15 protein-coding genes are annotated in these 15,515 nt (G+C 63.8%); 9 read left to right on the top strand and 6 right to left on the bottom strand.

Going from position 1 to position 15,515, the window contains the following annotated elements; genetic code table 11:
• The first annotated feature begins 12 nt into the window (after window positions 1-12).
• Entirely contained in the window at window positions 13-576 is a 564-nt protein-coding gene (locus tag ACVOKO_RS04700; protein WP_346497773.1) for an N-acetylmuramoyl-L-alanine amidase, read from the top strand.
• Window positions 577-621: 45 nt separating this feature from the next.
• Here ACVOKO_RS04700 and ACVOKO_RS04695 read toward each other — a convergent pair whose 3' ends face one another.
• The 3 genes from ACVOKO_RS04695 to ACVOKO_RS04685 form a co-directional block, all read right to left on the bottom strand.
• On the bottom strand, window positions 622-1,476 hold the full coding sequence (locus ACVOKO_RS04695) for a DUF1684 domain-containing protein (RefSeq protein WP_346497771.1): 855 nt from the start codon (window positions 1,474-1,476) through the stop codon (window positions 622-624).
• 133 nt (window positions 1,477-1,609) lie between these two features.
• Window positions 1,610-2,512 (bottom strand): sulfurtransferase, encoded by a 903-nt coding sequence (locus ACVOKO_RS04690; protein ID WP_346497769.1) that lies wholly within the window; start codon window positions 2,510-2,512, stop codon window positions 1,610-1,612.
• Window positions 2,509-3,312 carry a CoA pyrophosphatase gene (locus tag ACVOKO_RS04685; protein ID WP_430980717.1) on the bottom strand — a complete coding sequence of 268 codons (804 nt, stop codon included), beginning with the start codon at window positions 3,310-3,312 and terminating at the stop codon, window positions 2,509-2,511. Before ACVOKO_RS04685 ends, ACVOKO_RS04690 begins: the two co-directional genes overlap by 4 nt.
• Window positions 3,313-3,657: 345 nt before the next feature.
• Between ACVOKO_RS04685 and ACVOKO_RS04680 the strand changes: the two genes are divergently transcribed.
• Both ACVOKO_RS04680 and ACVOKO_RS04675 read left to right on the top strand, forming a co-directional pair.
• Window positions 3,658-4,089: a post-PEP-CTERM-1 domain-containing protein gene (locus ACVOKO_RS04680; protein ID WP_346497765.1), complete on the top strand. Its 432-nt coding sequence runs from the start codon at window positions 3,658-3,660 to the stop codon at window positions 4,087-4,089.
• Window positions 4,086-5,774: a PA domain-containing protein gene (locus ACVOKO_RS04675; RefSeq protein ID WP_346497763.1), complete on the top strand. Its 1,689-nt coding sequence runs from the start codon at window positions 4,086-4,088 to the stop codon at window positions 5,772-5,774. Before ACVOKO_RS04680 ends, ACVOKO_RS04675 begins: the two co-directional genes overlap by 4 nt.
• A 175-nt stretch (window positions 5,775-5,949) precedes the next feature.
• On the opposite strand, the gene ACVOKO_RS04670 is transcribed toward ACVOKO_RS04675, so the two are convergent.
• From ACVOKO_RS04670 to ACVOKO_RS04660, 3 genes are all read right to left on the bottom strand, one after another.
• Window positions 5,950-7,623: a PA domain-containing protein gene (locus ACVOKO_RS04670; protein ID WP_346497761.1), complete on the bottom strand. Its 1,674-nt coding sequence runs from the start codon at window positions 7,621-7,623 to the stop codon at window positions 5,950-5,952.
• Between the two features lie 12 nt (window positions 7,624-7,635).
• Window positions 7,636-8,079 carry a hypothetical protein gene (locus tag ACVOKO_RS04665; RefSeq protein ID WP_346497759.1) on the bottom strand — a complete coding sequence of 148 codons (444 nt, stop codon included), beginning with the start codon at window positions 8,077-8,079 and terminating at the stop codon, window positions 7,636-7,638.
• A gap of 766 nt (window positions 8,080-8,845) precedes the next feature.
• The gene (locus ACVOKO_RS04660) at window positions 8,846-9,547 is read right to left on the bottom strand and encodes an FKBP-type peptidyl-prolyl cis-trans isomerase N-terminal domain-containing protein (protein ID WP_282270953.1); all 702 of its coding nucleotides are present in this window, start codon (window positions 9,545-9,547) and stop codon (window positions 8,846-8,848) included.
• A 167-nt stretch (window positions 9,548-9,714) separates the two neighbouring features.
• On the opposite strand from ACVOKO_RS04660, the gene ACVOKO_RS04655 reads away from it, so the two are divergent.
• From ACVOKO_RS04655 to pstS, 6 genes are all read left to right on the top strand, one after another.
• Window positions 9,715-10,497 carry an enoyl-CoA hydratase-related protein gene (locus ACVOKO_RS04655; RefSeq protein WP_346497756.1) on the top strand — a complete coding sequence of 261 codons (783 nt, stop codon included), beginning with the start codon at window positions 9,715-9,717 and terminating at the stop codon, window positions 10,495-10,497.
• 7 nt (window positions 10,498-10,504) lie between these two features.
• Window positions 10,505-10,864 (top strand): hypothetical protein, encoded by a 360-nt coding sequence (locus ACVOKO_RS04650; RefSeq protein WP_346497754.1) that lies wholly within the window; start codon window positions 10,505-10,507, stop codon window positions 10,862-10,864.
• Window positions 10,865-11,016: 152 nt separating this feature from the next.
• A complete protein-coding gene (nth, locus tag ACVOKO_RS04645; protein WP_346497905.1) occupies window positions 11,017-11,658 on the top strand; it encodes an endonuclease III in 642 nt (213 codons plus the stop codon).
• A gap of 169 nt (window positions 11,659-11,827) precedes the next feature.
• Window positions 11,828-13,036, top strand: coding sequence for an OprO/OprP family phosphate-selective porin (locus ACVOKO_RS04640; protein WP_346497752.1), 1,209 nt, complete (start codon window positions 11,828-11,830; stop codon window positions 13,034-13,036).
• 407 nt (window positions 13,037-13,443) lie between these two features.
• Entirely contained in the window at window positions 13,444-14,223 is a 780-nt protein-coding gene (locus ACVOKO_RS04635; RefSeq protein WP_346497750.1) for a PA3715 family protein, read from the top strand.
• Window positions 14,224-14,338: 115 nt separating this feature from the next.
• Entirely contained in the window at window positions 14,339-15,358 is a 1,020-nt protein-coding gene (pstS, locus tag ACVOKO_RS04630; RefSeq protein WP_346497748.1) for a phosphate ABC transporter substrate-binding protein PstS, read from the top strand.
• Window positions 15,359-15,515: the final 157 nt, after the last annotated feature.

Genomic DNA, 15,515 nt, shown 5'->3' with positions numbered 1-15,515 from the left:
TAGCATCCACCCATGCACCTGCCGCCCCCCATCATTGCCAAACCGCTGCCCTACGAAAGCCTGTTGGCGCAGCGCAAGCCCACCGATATCGATCTGGTGGTGATCCACTGCACCGAACTGCCGGACCTGGCCACCGCCCGCGAGTACGGCGAGCGCGCCCTGTACGACAACGGCAGCGGCAACAGCGGCCACTACTACATCGACCGCGATGGCAGCATCCAGCAGTACATCGCATTGGACCGCGTTGCCCATCACGTACGTGGCATCAACCCGCGTTCGATCGGTATCGAACTGGTCAACCGTGGACGCTGGCCCAACTGGTTCGATACCAACAACCAGGTGATGAGCGAGCCCTACCCCGAGGCGCAGATCGCGGCCTTGGTGCGCCTGCTGGAGTGGCTGCCGCAGGCACTGCCCTCGCTGCGCTACATCGCCGGCCATGAGCAGCTGGATACAGCGCTGGAACCCGCCAGCGATGACCCCGGCCGCAACGTGCAACGCAAGCTGGACCCGGGCCCGATGTTCCCCTGGGAGCTGGTCCTGCGCGCGATCGACCTGCAACGCCTGCCGGACTGAATGCAGCGGCGGCACCCGCCCGCCAAACCGGCCGGGTAAGCCTTGTTACTGCGCCAGGTACTGGAACTTCTCGCCGGCTGTCACCGCCAGATCCAGCCGGTTGATCGTCGGTGCTATCGGGCAGACCACATGCGGGGTCAGCGCGCAGGGCGGGTTTTCGGCGCGATTGAAATCCAGTTGCACCACGCCATCCTTGGGCGGCGCCGCGTACAGATAGCGCGCGCCACCATAGGTTTCGCGGCCGCTGGTGCGGTCGGACAGCAGGAAGAACAGTCGCTGCGCCTCTGGCGCGGCTTCATTCAGCACCGGCTGCAGGTGATAGCTGCGCCCGCCAACCTCGAACACCGCCTCCCCCGGCACCAGCGCCGGCAGCGGCGTGCCTATCGACGTCAGCAGCACCGCCTGCTTGGGTTTGGGGAAGGGATTCCAGCGCGCGCGCACATTCCATTTCGGATCCACCGGAAAGTGCTCGATGCCGCTGAAGGCCAGCCGCCGCGGTGACTGCGGGTCGCGGTAGCGCCAGCCGAGAATGCTGCCGGTACGCACCAGGTAGAACTCGGACTGGCCCACCTGCACGCGGCTGGCTTCGTTGACGTGGGCAACGCCGGGCACCAGCACCGCCCGCTGCAGCGGCTGCCCGTTCATCCGCGCATCCGCGCGGGTGTTGGCGTCGATGCTGACCTGGCCGTCGTTGCTCACCTGCAGGAAGCCCAGTTCGGCGGGGCCGCTGGGCAATACGATGTCATTGCTGGCCGCACTGCCCACCCGGTAGGCACCGGTCTTGAGCCGGCCCGAGCCGGTGTAGCTGAGCCAGCCTTCGGGCGCGCGCAGGCTTGCCAGCCGTTGCGTCCGCCACTGCTCGACGTCACGCAGATACTGCCGCTGGTCAACCGCGGACACACCGCTGCCTGGCGCATCACATGCCCCAAGAACCGCCGCCAACAGCGCTACGCCGAGCAATTTGTATAAGCCCACGCTTCCCCCGAAGCACCCACGCATCTGCATCGCGCCCAATGCGCGATGCCGTTACAACTCAACCCTTGGCAACCGGCCTGCCTGCATCGCTGGACCAGCCACTCCACGAGTCACTGAACACCCGCAGCCCGGGCAAACCGGCATGCGCAAACCCCAGCAGCAGATGACAGGCCGTCACCCCCGAGCCGCACATCACCGCCATCTGTTCCGGTGCCTGCCCGCCCAACAACGGCAGCAACTCCGCACGCAGCTCCTGCGCCGGACGAAAACGGCCAGCCTGCAGGCTGGTGCCGAACGGGCGGTTGATCGCGCCGGGTACATGCCCTGCCACCCGGTCCAGCGGTTCGACTTCGCCACGGTAACGCTCGCCGGCCCGTGCATCCAGCAACCAGGCCGGGGTCTGCGCCAGACGTGATTGCACCTCATCGGCACTGACCACCTGGCGCATGTCGAACTGGCCCGGATAGGGCGGCAAGGGGGTGACCGCGACCGGGCCCGCCTCCAGCGCATGGCCGGCCGCCTGCCACGCCGCCAGGCCACCATCAAGCACCGCCACCTTGCGATGGCCGATCAGGCCCAGCAGCCACCATAGCCGCGCAGCGGCCATGCTGCCGTCGGCCGCGTCGTACACCACCACCTGGGTGTCGGCACCGATACCCCAACGCCCCAACGTGGCGGCAAAAGCCTCGCTGTCCGGCAAGGGATGCCGGCCATGGCCCTGCTTGCCCATGTCCGACAGGTCTTTTTCCAGATCGGCGTGGATCGCGCCGGGAATATGCCCGGCTGCGTACTGGGCGGCGCCGGCCTGTGTATCGGTCAGTGAAAACCGGGCATCAACCACCCGCAACGCGGTGCTGGCGACAGCGCGGGCATCGACCAGGCGCATCGGCTGCTGCGCCAGGGCCTCAGCCAGTTCGGCCACATCGACCAGCGTGCTCCAGGAAGTTCCGTTCCGGCTCATGTCACCTGCTCCAATCGACGGCGAAGGTTGTAAAGGATGGCCGCTGTGGCGCCCCAGATGCGCTGACCGGGCCAGCTGTATTCCATGACATGACGGATACGCCCGCCGTGTTCGATTTCCACCTGGCGCAGGTTGGCCGGGTCCATCAGGTAGTCCAACGGCACTTCGAACACTTCGGCGACCTCGCCGGGTTCGGGCCGGGCGATGAAGGCCGGGTCGACCACCGCTACCACCGGCGTCACCCGGAACCCGGTAATGGTGATGAACGGGTCCAGATAGCCCAGCGCCAACACCTGGCTGCGCTGCAATGCAATTTCCTCGTCACTTTCGCGCAGTGCCGCAGCCAGCGGATTGCGGTCCAGCTTTTCGATGCGCCCGCCCGGAAACCCCACCTGGCCGCCGTGATTGCGCAGCGCCTCGGTACGCCGGGTCAGGATCACCTGGGTGCCCTGCGGGCGCGGCACCAGCCCCGCCAACACCGCCGCTTCCACCGGCGGCCCCGGTGGCAGCAGATCTTCCAGTTCAGAGCGGTTCCAGCCCTGCCCGGCCGGTGTTTGGGTCAGCGGCATCAACGCCCGTTGCAGGCGCTCGCGCCCGGCCAGCTGTTCGGCGAAGGCCACCGCCTGGCGCGAACGCCTTGGCAACTCCTGCGCCATCAAGCGGCGGCGTTCGTCCTCGCTCATGCGCAACCACCCGCCAATCTCGGCGCCACTGCGCCAGCAGCCACGGCAGTGGCCCTGTTCATCAAGCGCGCAGATGCCGATACAGGGGCTGGAGATGACACGAGCAGGTGCATCCATCAATTCAGACATCACGCTAGCGTAGCGCGAGCCGAACCCTGCGGACCAGTTCCCGGGCATTGATTCGCTTGGAATTGCATTAACACGATGGCAATGCCGCAACCTTTCGGCCCTGCCGATTCAGCTCAGCCGCCCGTCGGCCGGATGCATGGTTTTTGTGACAACCATCAATTTATGGTTGAGCGTGGGTTCATCTAAGGGCACACTCCAAGACGACAGGGGGAACACGAATCATCCAATGCGCTGGACGCGCGTTCGATCAGCGTGACTGTTCGATACGAGTCTGGCCTGCATGCGGATGGAGCCTTATCGCTTTTCACTCTGTAGCGGAGCCCGGAAATGAGAATGGCAAAACCCTCCTTGTTGTTATCGGCGCTGGCACTTTCGGCCAGCCTTTCAGTACAGGCCCATGAGCCGCCAACGGACGGCAACCCGAGTACCCCTACCGAAAGCGGCATGGTCGCCGGCATCGATGCCAAGACCGGCAAGTTGCGCAAGCTGACCGATACCGAAATCCGCGCACTTTCCGACAAGGCCAATGCCATGCCCTCGGCAGGCCGCAGCGCCGCAGGCACCAATGCTGCCTGGGCACGCATTCCGCAGACCGGCACCGACGCTGCCAAGACCATCCGCGCGCACAGCAACGGCATGAGCACCGCCGACTTGCCGCTGTCGGCGTTGAACTCGCTGAGCGTTGAGCGCGACGCCAACGGTGAGGTGCAGATGCTGGAGAACGGCGCCCCGCTCTCGCATGGGCGCCAGGAGGTGTCCGAATGAAGACGCTGCTGCTTTCCGCCGTCATCGGCAGCACCCTGTTCGGCGCCACGGCCAACGCCGCCATCATCACCCCGATCAACCAGGATCCGGCCGGCATCGGCCTCAACGATCCCACCGTACGTGCCCCCGAAGGCGGCAACCCCGGCAAGAGCGTCGGCGAGCAACGCCGCATCGTCTACCAGTTCGCCGCCGATCTGTGGGGCGCGGTACTGCAGAGCGACGTGGAAACCTTCGTCGGCGCCAGCTTCCAGGACCTGACCTGCACCGCTACCGGCGGCACCCTCGGCTCAGCCGGCGCCTCCTGGATCGCAACCACGCCGCCCGCAGGCGCTGAGCTGGGCATGATCTATCACGCCCCATTGGCCAACGCACTCAACGGCAGCCGCATCACCATCAGTGCCGCCGGCACCGACATCACCAGCCGCTTCAACGCCAACCTGGGCGGCAGCAACCCGGACGGTACGCCGTGCATGACCGGCTCTGGCTGGTATTACGGCCTGGATGGCAACGCCCCGGAAAACCTCATCAGCTTCCTGGATGTGGTGATGCATGAGATCGGCCACGGCCTGGGCTTCTCCGGCTTTGTCGGCTACACCACCGGCCGCCTGGGCGAACGCGTTGGCATTCCGCAGTACTACGGCTACTCGGACGTCTATACCGAGAACGCGTTCGACAACCTGTCCGGCAAACGCTTCACCGAAGCCAGCATGACCAACGCGTTGCGCGCCACCGCAATCAAGACCCGCGGCGCACCTGCGTGGAATGGCGCAACCACCCGCGCACAGACCCCCCAGTGGCTCGACCCGGCGGTCGTGCTGTCGGTCAACGGCAGCAGCGTGAGGACGCAGTTCTTCGGCACCGCTTCGTTCGGCCCACCGGCTACCCCGGCCAACTTCGCCGGCCCGGTTGTGGTTGCCAACGACGGCACCGGCGCCGACACCGCCGACGCCTGTGAAACCCTGCCTGCGGGCAGCCTCAGCGGCAAGGTCGCTTACGTCAATCGTGGCAGCTGCGCGTTCGAGATCAAGGCAGCCAACGCACAGGCGGCAGGCGCGGTTGCAGCCATCATCGGCAACGTGGCCAGCTCCGGCGACCCGGGTACCGCACCGGGCATGGCCGAAGATGCCAGCGTCAATGCCACCATCCCGACCCTGAGCGTCAACCTGGGCGATGCCAACCTGATCAAGGCAGCAGCGCAGGCAGGCACACCACTGACCGCCGCACTGGGCCAGGTGGCCGGTCAGTTCGCCGGTGCCGACTCCAGCGGACGACCGTTGCTGTACGCACCGGCCATCGTGGCGGGCGGCTCAACCTTCTCGCACTTTGAAAGTGTGCTGGTACCCGATGCGTTGATGGAGCCGGCCAACAGCCCCAACACCGATGCAGGACGCATGGTTGACCTGACCCTGGCAGCGTTTGTCGATGAAGGCTGGAGCTTGAACGCAGGCACGGCGCGCATCGGCAGTTGCGATACGGGCGTGAAGTTGTTCAAGAACCCGGGCTTGATCGCAGGCGCCAACGTGCAGGCGCAGGACCGCCTGTGCCGTACCACCGCCAACGGCAACCGGGCGCTCTACCTGCGCTGCATGAATGACACCGCTGCCTCGCTGAAAGCGGCCAGCATGATCAGCACGGTGGAACAAGCCGGCATCCGCACCTGCGCGGCCAAGGTAGCTTCGCCGTAACGCTTCAGAAAAGAGCCGGCGCCTCGCGGCGCCGGCTCTGGTTTTATCTACTTCACTGACTACATGATGGGCAGACCTACCCGTTTTGGTGCAGGCAGAGCATCAGCCCTCGTCGCTCCACTTCCGCATCCAACAGCCATTGCATCAGCGACCGCGCCGCAGCTTGCCAACGCGGCTACAGTTTGGCGGCGCACTGGCGGGCTTTTGCCACCTCCAGCGAGGTGATCAAGGACTGTGCATGCAATGAACTGATGTGGTCATTCATGCAGCGCAACTGCTGGCTACGGTTTCCCGCAGCCGAAGACCTGCAGAGATTGCTCTGCGCTATCAGGTTGGCGCCGGGAATGAACGAATCACGGTAAACCGGTATCGAGGTGTCGCAGTTGCCCAGCTTGGCGGTGCCGTTGCGATTGGTCGGCCAGCCCATTTCCTCGAACATTTCCAGCGCCACATCTATCATCACGTCCGCACGCAAGGTCTTGGTTTCCGCCGGCTCCATCAGGAAGTTCGGGGTCATGTCGGAGTCAACGTGCGAGAACGAGGACCCAGACTGATAGGGATTGGGCGTAAACAGGCGCATGCTGCCACCGGAATCCAGGCCATAGAATCGTTTCGGGTCTTCAACAAGCCCAGCCGTGACCACCGGCGCATCACCACGCAGCATGCTGCCGACTTCCTGGGTGACCGTTACAACAGGAATCGTCACCTTGTGGCCCATCGTACCGCCGCCCGCGTTGAGCGTAGCTCCTGGCACATTGTTCGCCAGAATCACCGCCAACGCACCGAGATTCTGCGCGTTCAATGCCTTCGCTGAGAACTCGCACACCCCTCGGTCGATAAGCACAACCTTGCCCTGTAGTGCTGCTGCGTTGGCGATGAGCGGCTGCCCCTCCAGGCCATTGCAGCCGGTGTGCATGTCTACCGCACCGTCAGCCACGGCATCTTTCAACAACACGATTTCGCCCTTCAGCGGCGACAGATCCTCGCCGCCAAACGCCGCTGGGATGTAGTCGTGGTCCGCTGCAGCGGGAGAGGTTATGCGCAGCAACTGCCGGTGATCCGCAAACAGTGCGGCCATGCGATTGGTCGCACCGCCCCTCCATACCGTTTCGCCAGGGGTGATCAGTGCAACACCCATGCGCGCATCAACAACATCGAAATCGTTGTAATTCATCGCATGCAGATTCGACCACGCCATGCCATCCCACGGCCCCTTGCTCCAGCGGATCGGCGTATTGAAAAAGAAGCCAGAATTGCCCGACGCACCCAGACCATGGCCTATCTCATGCATGATCACGTTGAGGAAGTTGGCACGATCTTCGATGTTGTGCGGTTTGTTGCCGGCCAGTCCGTAGTACCAGCCGCTTGCACCCAGCTCCTGGCAGGACGGCGTATCGATCGCAGAACTGAAGTTGGTCAGAATGTCGTTTCTTTGCGGATCCAGATCGCGACTGGCCAATGCATTTGCCAATGCAACCGGGTATTCGAAGTCAGCAGCGCCGCCCTGAGCAACCTCGCTGGCCTTGATCCTGGCAATGGCACCGGCTTGGCCGAGTACGATCCTACCCTCCGTGCATGTCAGCGGAGCAAACGACGCCTCCACCTTGATCTCAGCCGAGCTGCGCAACAACGCGCCCCACAGGTCCATCGCGAATTGATAGGAAATCATCCGCTGCTGTCCCAGGGTTTTTCCGGGGTTCCCCCCAACTGGCGTTACCGGCGTCGGGTCGTTCAAACCAATGCCGGGTTTGTCGAGATTGACCAAGGTTATCCTGGCCTGCCCATGCGCCGACGAAATGGCCGCGCACAGCACCGCTGCGGTGCATACCGCAAGTGACTTGATCTTCATTTTTTTCTCCGGTCAGCGCGTGCTGTGGTCGTTGGTGCCGTGCGAGGCATTCATGCCGCCGCCCTTGAGTGGCACCGCATACATCGGTTCGATTTCCTGACGCGACGTCAACACGACCCCTGTCCCGCTGCTGCCAGCTGCCGCTTGACGCAATGCCTGCTCAGCCGTGTCGGGCATCCGTGCCAGAGCACGATTCAAGCCCTCCGACGCGGCACGATCCGCCGCGCTGCGATGCAGGCCCGCGGCAGCTATCCTGCGCCGCACGTCCTGCGCATCGCTCGCTTTCGCACGCGAACGCACAACCTCGGTTGCAGACATCGGCACGCCTATCAGCGCGGCATAGTCCGGCACGGGCTCTGTCGCAGACTGCGCAGACGCACCGTTGCTGGCCGCCGTGCCTAACGCGATAGCCACGGCACCCAACCAACGAACAAGCTCATTACGATCTCGTTGCATTTCGTCACCCCTTCAATGGAACGCGGTAAGCATGGCCGCGACCGGGAAACCGAAACCCCAACGTCTGACGGTATGAAGACCACCGTTCCTGTTCGCGCAGCCCCGACTGCTGACCGCCAATCACCTTGGTTGGGTGTTACGGGATTACCTGTTGAGCGACCTCGTTGATACACATGCAGTTGATTGCATAGCGACCGACAACCTGCGACGTGCCGCACAGATCATAGGCATGGGCCTCGTCGGAAAATTGACATTTATTGGTAGATCGCCGGGTTGTTTTTGGCATGCGGGCGCAGCCAAATCATGCTGATCTCGCTCGCACCGATAAATGCGGAGTGCAAGGGTACGAGACGCGTAGGCGGAGAGAATGGCCGATGCCCGCATGCAGCACGAATGGATCGTGAGCGTAAGCGGCAGCGACGTATCCATCGCAGCGGGCAGGTCTGCCTGGGAGTGCCATACACAGGCGGGAATCAAACGTGTTGCAAAGGCGATGAGGCGCCGCGCTGGGCGTGCCTGCAAGCAACGCCTGTAGAGCCGAGCCAGCTCGGCGGGGCGTTACCGATAATGCCTCTGCCGAGCTGGCTCGGCACTACAGGTGATTTCGGTGCCGCGCTGGGCGTGCCCGCAAGCAACCGAGCCATGCTCGGCTGGGCGTTACCGGTAAAGCTTCTGCCGAGCATGGCTCGGCACTACATGCGGTTGCGGGCAAAAAGAAAGCGCCGGTGTTGCCACCGGCGCTTTTGATTGCATCACTGACGCGCTGTTACTTGACGCTGACCAGCTTGATTTCGAACTGCACAGCCACGTTCGGCGGGAACGGGGTGCGCGGGTCGGCACCGTAGGCCTTTTCCGGCGGCAGGGTGACTTCCCACTTGGCGCCGGCCGGCATCTGCAGCAGGGTTTCGCGCATGGCCGCCATCTCGACTTCGCTCAGCTTGATCGACGGGATCGACTGGGCCGGGCGAGCTTCGGTCGGGCGCTGGCCGTACGGGAACGGACCGGCAACTTCCAGCGCAACCGTGCTGGCCTGGGTCGGCTTGGCACCGGCACCGGCTTCGATCACACGGTACTGCACGCCGCTGGCCAGGGTCTGCACGCCGGCCTTGGCCTTGTTGGCGGCAATGAACTGGTCACTGCGGGTCTTGTTTTCAGCGGCGGCCTTGTCGTACTCGGCCTTGGCAGCCTGGGCACGACCCTGCTCACGACGCTGGAACGCTTCCACGGCCGGCTTCAGCTGATCGGCGGTGATGGCCGGCTGCTTCTTGGCATAGGCGTCCTGCAGGCCCTTTACCACCGAAGCGATATCCAGCTGTTCGCCACGGCCAGTGAGCTCGGCCAGGTTGTTGCCGTAGTCATAGCCGAAGTAATAGCTCAGCTTGCCCTTCTCGGACGCGATGTCCTGGGCGAAAGCAGTGCCGGTGACGGCCAGGGCGGCCACGGCGACCGCGATAGAACGCAACTTCATCAAACAGTTCTCCAGGAAAGGTGTCTCAGGGCAAACATGCCGCTAGAGGCGACGGGTTAGGATAGCCGTCACAAAGGCTGTCCGCCACTGACGACGCGTTCTATGACCAGCGTCGGTTAAAAGAGTTCAATTCCTCACTTTTTTTTAACGTTTGAGGTTCCGCCCGTATGTCCGATGCACCGGTTTCAATCAGCACCCACGCAGGCATCCGCACCATCACGGTGCAGCGCCCGGAAAAGCTCAATGCGCTCAACCGCCAGACCTTGGAAACGCTGGATGCAGCCTTTGCCGAGGCAGCCCAGGCCGCAGACGTAAGAGTCGTGATTCTGACAGGCGCCGGCAGTAAAGCCTTCGTGGCAGGCGCGGATATCTCCGAAATGAATACCTTGACCCCGGTTCAGGGCCGCGACTTCTCGTTGGTCGGTCAGCGCCTGATGCGCCGTATCGAGCGCCTGAACAAGCCGGTGATCGCCATGATCAATGGTTTTGCGCTGGGCGGCGGCATGGAGCTGGCCATGGCCTGCCACCTGCGCATCGCCGTCGACAGCGCCAAGCTGGGCCAGCCGGAGATCAACCTGGGCCTGGTGCCGGGCTTTGGCGGCACCCAGCGCCTGCTGCGCCTGGGCGGCCGCGCCGCTGCGCTGGAATTGTGCCTGCTGGGCGCGCCGATCAGCGCCGAGCGTGCGTTGCAGCTGGGCCTGGTCAACCGCGTGGTTGCCGCTGCCGAGCTGGAAGCCCAGACCACCCAGCTGGCCGAGCAACTGGCCAACGCCGCACCGTTGGCCCTGCGCGGCATTCTGGATGCGATCAATGTCGGCGGCGAATGCGGCATCGAGGAAGGGCTGGAATACGAAAGCGCGCAGTTCGGCCTGGTGTTCTCCACCCAGGACATGCGTGAAGGCACCAGCGCCTTCCTGGAACGCCGCAAGCCGGAATTCAAGAATCACTGAGTAGTCCATGGTTACCGCAAGCACCCCGCCCCGCCAGCTGCTGCAATTCGTGCTGGACGATGACCTGGATGCGGCGCTGCGCGCCGGGCTGATGGACTACCTGCCACAGCCTGGCGATGCACTGCTGGATCCGGCCTATCCGCAGCTGCCACAGCAGCTGCAGCTGGCCCAGCAGCAACTGCGCACGGCGTGGGCCGCACGCGAGCGTTACCGCGCACGTGCCGCCCGCCTGGAACGGCGCGCGGCCGAGCGCCAGGCCCGCCGCGCACCACCACCAGCTGCCGACAGCAAACCCGCCCTGCCCTCGGCTGCGGCAGCCATTCTGGCCCGGGCAAAGGCACGCGCGGCAGGAAACCCGAGCGCATGAACTCATTACACGTGAAAAAGGCGACGGCCAAGAAGGCTGTCGGCAAAAAAGTGATCGCAAAAAGGACCGGCGCCAAGCCCATCGCCAGCAAGCAGGTTGCCACCACTCAAGCTGCGCCACGCAAGGCAACGGCAAGCCGTGGCAGCAAGCGCATGAACGCTGCACAGGTGCTGGAGATGTTCACCCGCCTGCGCGAGCTCAACCCACACCCGACCACCGAGCTGGAATACAGCTCGCCGTTCGAGCTGCTGGTCGCGGTGACCTTGTCGGCACAGGCCACCGATGTGGGCGTCAACAAGGCCACCCGCAAGCTGTTCCCGGTGGCCAATACCGCCCAGGCCATCCTTGCCTTGGGCGAGGAAGGGCTGAAGCCGTACATCGCCACCATCGGCCTGTTCAACGCCAAGGCCAAGAACGTGATTGCCGCCTGCGCGATCCTGGTCGACAAATACGGCGGCGAGGTGCCGGCCGAACGCGCCGCACTGGAAGCCTTGCCCGGGGTCGGCCGCAAGACCGCCAACGTGGTGCTCAACACCGCCTTCGGCCAGCCGACCATGGCGGTGGACACGCATATCTTCCGCGTCGCCAACCGCACTGGGCTGGCCCCCGGCAAGGACGTACGCGCGGTCGAGGATGGCTTGATGAAGGTGATCCCGGCCGAGTTCCTGCAGGACGCACACCACTGGCTGATCCTGCACGGACGTTACGTCTGCAAGGCACGCAAGCCGGATTGCCCGCAGTGCGTGATCCGCGACCTGTGCCAGTTCAAGGACAAGACCGCCGACGCTGAATAAGCGCCGGCGGATGACATCTGCACGACACTTTCCCGTAACAGCCCATAGGCCAAATACGCAGGCTCTTGTGCTTCGGGGCCAAAGCTGGTCGCCGGACTGTCACATTTACGCAATCTTTACGCCCTAGCCTTCGCAGCAACCTCCAACCGCCTGCAAGGCTACCCACCCAATGAAACTGCATCGCCAACTCCTCACTGCGGCCGTGGCTGCTGCACTGTTCGCGCCGGCTGCAAACGCTGAAGTCGCCATCGACGTTATTGGCGGTTCCGAAATCACCTTCGAAGGCCTGGTGCAGGCTGACGGCAACTGGTTCAGCAATGACAAGGCGGATCTGAACGGCGTCGCCAAGAACGGCAAGGACAGCGAGTTCGAACTGCGTCGCGCCGAGCTGGTGTTGAAGGGCAAGGGCCCGGGCAACATCGAGTGGGTGGTTGGCTACGACGCCAAGGCCGACAAGTTCCTGGACACCAACGTCAAGTACAAGCTGGGCGGCAACAGCAACCACTTCCTGCAGGCCGGCCAGTACAAGCAGCCCAACAGCCTGGAAGAACTGTCCAGCACCAAGAACAACGACTTCATTTCCAAGGCCACCGTCACCAACACCTACGCAGTTGCCCGCCGCCTCGGCGTGGGCTACGGCGTCGGCGATGCCAACTGGTCAGTCACCGCTTCGGCCTTCGGCCGCGAGCTGACCCGCGACCTGGCCCATGGCAGCGGCTACGGCGTGCGCGGCACCTTCGCCCCGATCAACGAGAAGGGCAACATCCTGCACCTGGGCCTGAGCTACGTCGATTACGACACCGACGCCGACCTGCTGCGCCTGCGCGCGCGCCCGAACGCCGACCTCGCCACCGTGCGCCTGGTCGACAGCGGCGACCTGAAGGACACCGACCGCCTGAGCACCATCGGCGCCGAAGCCATGTACGTGCGCGGCCCGTTCAAGGCCCAGGGCGAGTACTACAGCTCCAAGGCCAAGCGCTACGCCCACGACAACTACAGCACCGACGGCTACTACATCAGCGGCGTGTGGAACGTCACCGGCGAGACCTGGGGCTACAAGGGCGGCACCCCGAGCCTGGGCCTGCCGGACGAGCCGGGCCGCGGCATGTGGCAGCTGGGCGCACGCTTCGATCACATCGACCTCAACGACGGCGGCCTGAAGGCACCGGCGGTGGTCGGTGGCACCCCGCTGGTGGATGGCGTGCTCGGCGGCAAGATGGACATCTGGACCGTGGGTGCCAACTGGTACTGGCGCTCCAACTTCAAGGCATCACTGAACTACGTGATGGTCGACAGCAACAAGTACGCCTCGGCCAGCAAGAAGTTCGTCAGCGACAAGCCGGACATCCTGGAAGCCCGCCTGCAGTTCTTCTGGTAAATCTCGGCTGCCTGCAACACCATGAACGCCCCGCAAGGGGCGTTCGTCGTTGCAGCGATTGTGATTTTGCAGGAGCGGCGTAAGCCGCGATGCTGGTGGTCCAGCCGTGAGACTGATTTCCGCCAACTGAAAATGCACGAACTTCGCGGCTTACGCCGCTCCCACAACCACTGAGTACCTGCTGGTGCGTGCTTTTGTGGGAGCGGCGTGAGCCGCGAAGCAAGCAACGTCTGCGCGCAAACAGCTGCCGCAATCTGAAGATCTATCAGCTTCGCGGCTCACGCCGCTCCTACAACAACGGGCGCACCTGCCCCTCCGATACGCCCCCGTTGCCTGAAGCTATGTAAGCTTCGCAGCTTATGCAGCTCCCACAACCTGCTCCGGGGGCGCTCCAACCGGATGGATCCATGCGCACCTGCCTGCTTGCACTGCTGCTCTCCCTGCCCTTCACCAGCTTCGCCCAGGACTGTGGCGATGGCGCTGCTGCACGCATCACCCAGGCGTACCAACAGCGGGATGCGGCAGCCCTGCCCGACCGCCCTGGCTGGCACATCGACGCAGAGCGCAGCGCTTGCAGGGTATGGCCAGCGGATACTTCGTTGACCTTGATAGCGGTGCCGTTTCTGGGTCCGGAGGGCCCCAATGGCGACTCCCAGGCGGGCGACCTGGACGTGTTGGTTGTCGACAGCACCACGCTGCGCCCACGTGCAGGCCGCCGCCTGCCTGACGTGATGAGCAGCGATGCCATCCACGTCGACAGCGTCGGTCTGGATACCGCGCGCTACAACCTCTCGCCAAACGTGCGCGCATTCGGCATACGCAGCTCACGCAGCAACTCTTCACAGCCCAATCCTTTCAGCGATACCCGCCTGCAGCTGCTGGTATTCAACGGCACCAGCCTGGAAGCCATTACCGGGCAGATCGTCGTCTCCCGCAGTGGCGGCGAATGGGATACCCGCTGTGCCGGTGAATTCAATGAAACAAAGCGGACGCTGGAAGTTGGCCCGGCCCCGGCGCAAGGCTGGGCAACGCTGACAATCCGTGAACGCAGCAGTTCAACCGTCAGCTACGAAGGTGCCGATGGCAACTGCATTGAAGCGCGCCGGGACATGCCCGTGCGCAGCTTCAAGCTGCTGCCAAAGGGCCGTACTTACCCACTGCCCAGCGATGTAGAGGCCACGTTCTGAGGACAGGATTCACTGTCATTTGTGCGTCATATGACAGACGCTGAGCTGTCATCAAATGGTTATGAAATAGGCACCGGGGCGGAAACCACCGCACATCAACTCCCAGGAGCCATTCGTGATCCACGCCATCAAATCGCGCGCCGCTGTTGCCATCCTTGCAGCGTCGTCCGTGTTCGCCGCCAATGCTGCCGATGTCACTGGCGCCGGCGCGTCCTTCATCTACCCGGTCATGTCCAAGTGGTCGGCCGATTACAACGCCGCCACCAACAAGCGCGTGAACTACCAGTCGATAGGCTCCGGCGGCGGTATCGCGCAGATCAAGGCCAATACGGTGGACTTCGGCTCGTCCGATGCCCCGCTCAAGCCCGAAGAGCTGGCCTCGGCTGGCCTGGTGCAGTTCCCGTCGGTGATCGGCGGTGTGGTGCCGGTGCTCAACGTCGCCGGCGTCGAGCCGGGCGCGATGAAGCTGGACGGCCCGACCCTGGCCAACATCTTCCTGGGCAAGATCACCAAGTGGAATGATCCGGCCATCGTCGCATTGAATGCCGGCCTGACCCTGCCTGACACCAAGATCACCGTCGTGCACCGCTCCGATGGTTCAGGCACCACCTTCAACTTCGTCAACTACCTGTCCAAGGTCAATGCGGACTGGAAGAACAGCGTCGGTGAAGGCACCAGCGTGCAGTGGCCGGCTGGCATCGGCGGCAAGGGCAACGAAGGCGTGGCCGCTTACGTCAAGCAGATCAAGGGCGCCATCGGCTACGTCGAGTTCTCCTACGCACTGCAGAACCGCCTGACCTTCTCGCGCATGAAGAATGCCGCCGGCAACTTCGTGCAGCCGCGTGACGAGAGCTTCTCGGCTGCCGCTGCCAGCGCTGACTGGGCCAACGCCCGTGACTTCTACCTGGTGATGACCAACGCCCCGGGCGAGCAGGCATGGCCGATCACCGCCACCAATTTCATCCTGATGCGCAAGCAGCCCAAGAGCGCCGAAGGTGCCAAGGCAACGGTCGAGTATTTCCGTTGGATCTATGCCAATGGCGATGCCCAGGCCCGTCAGCTGGACTACGTGCCGCTGCCCGATCCGTTGGTGCGCCAGATTGAAACTTACTGGCAGCAGAACCTGAATTATTGAGTAAAGAGTCGGCGGGTCCCTCTCTCCCTCGTCGTCTCAAGCGCGGATCAAGTGATCCGCGCTTTTTTTTATGGGAGGGGCAACTCCAGCTCCACCGGTAGAGCCGAGCCATGCTCGGCTGGGGCTTTACCGGTAACGCCCTTGCCGAGCATGGCTC

Source organism: Stenotrophomonas sp. STEN240 (assembly GCF_056756175.1).
Note: the sequence above shows the minus strand (reverse complement) of the source record. Positions and strands in the feature narration are given on the sequence as shown.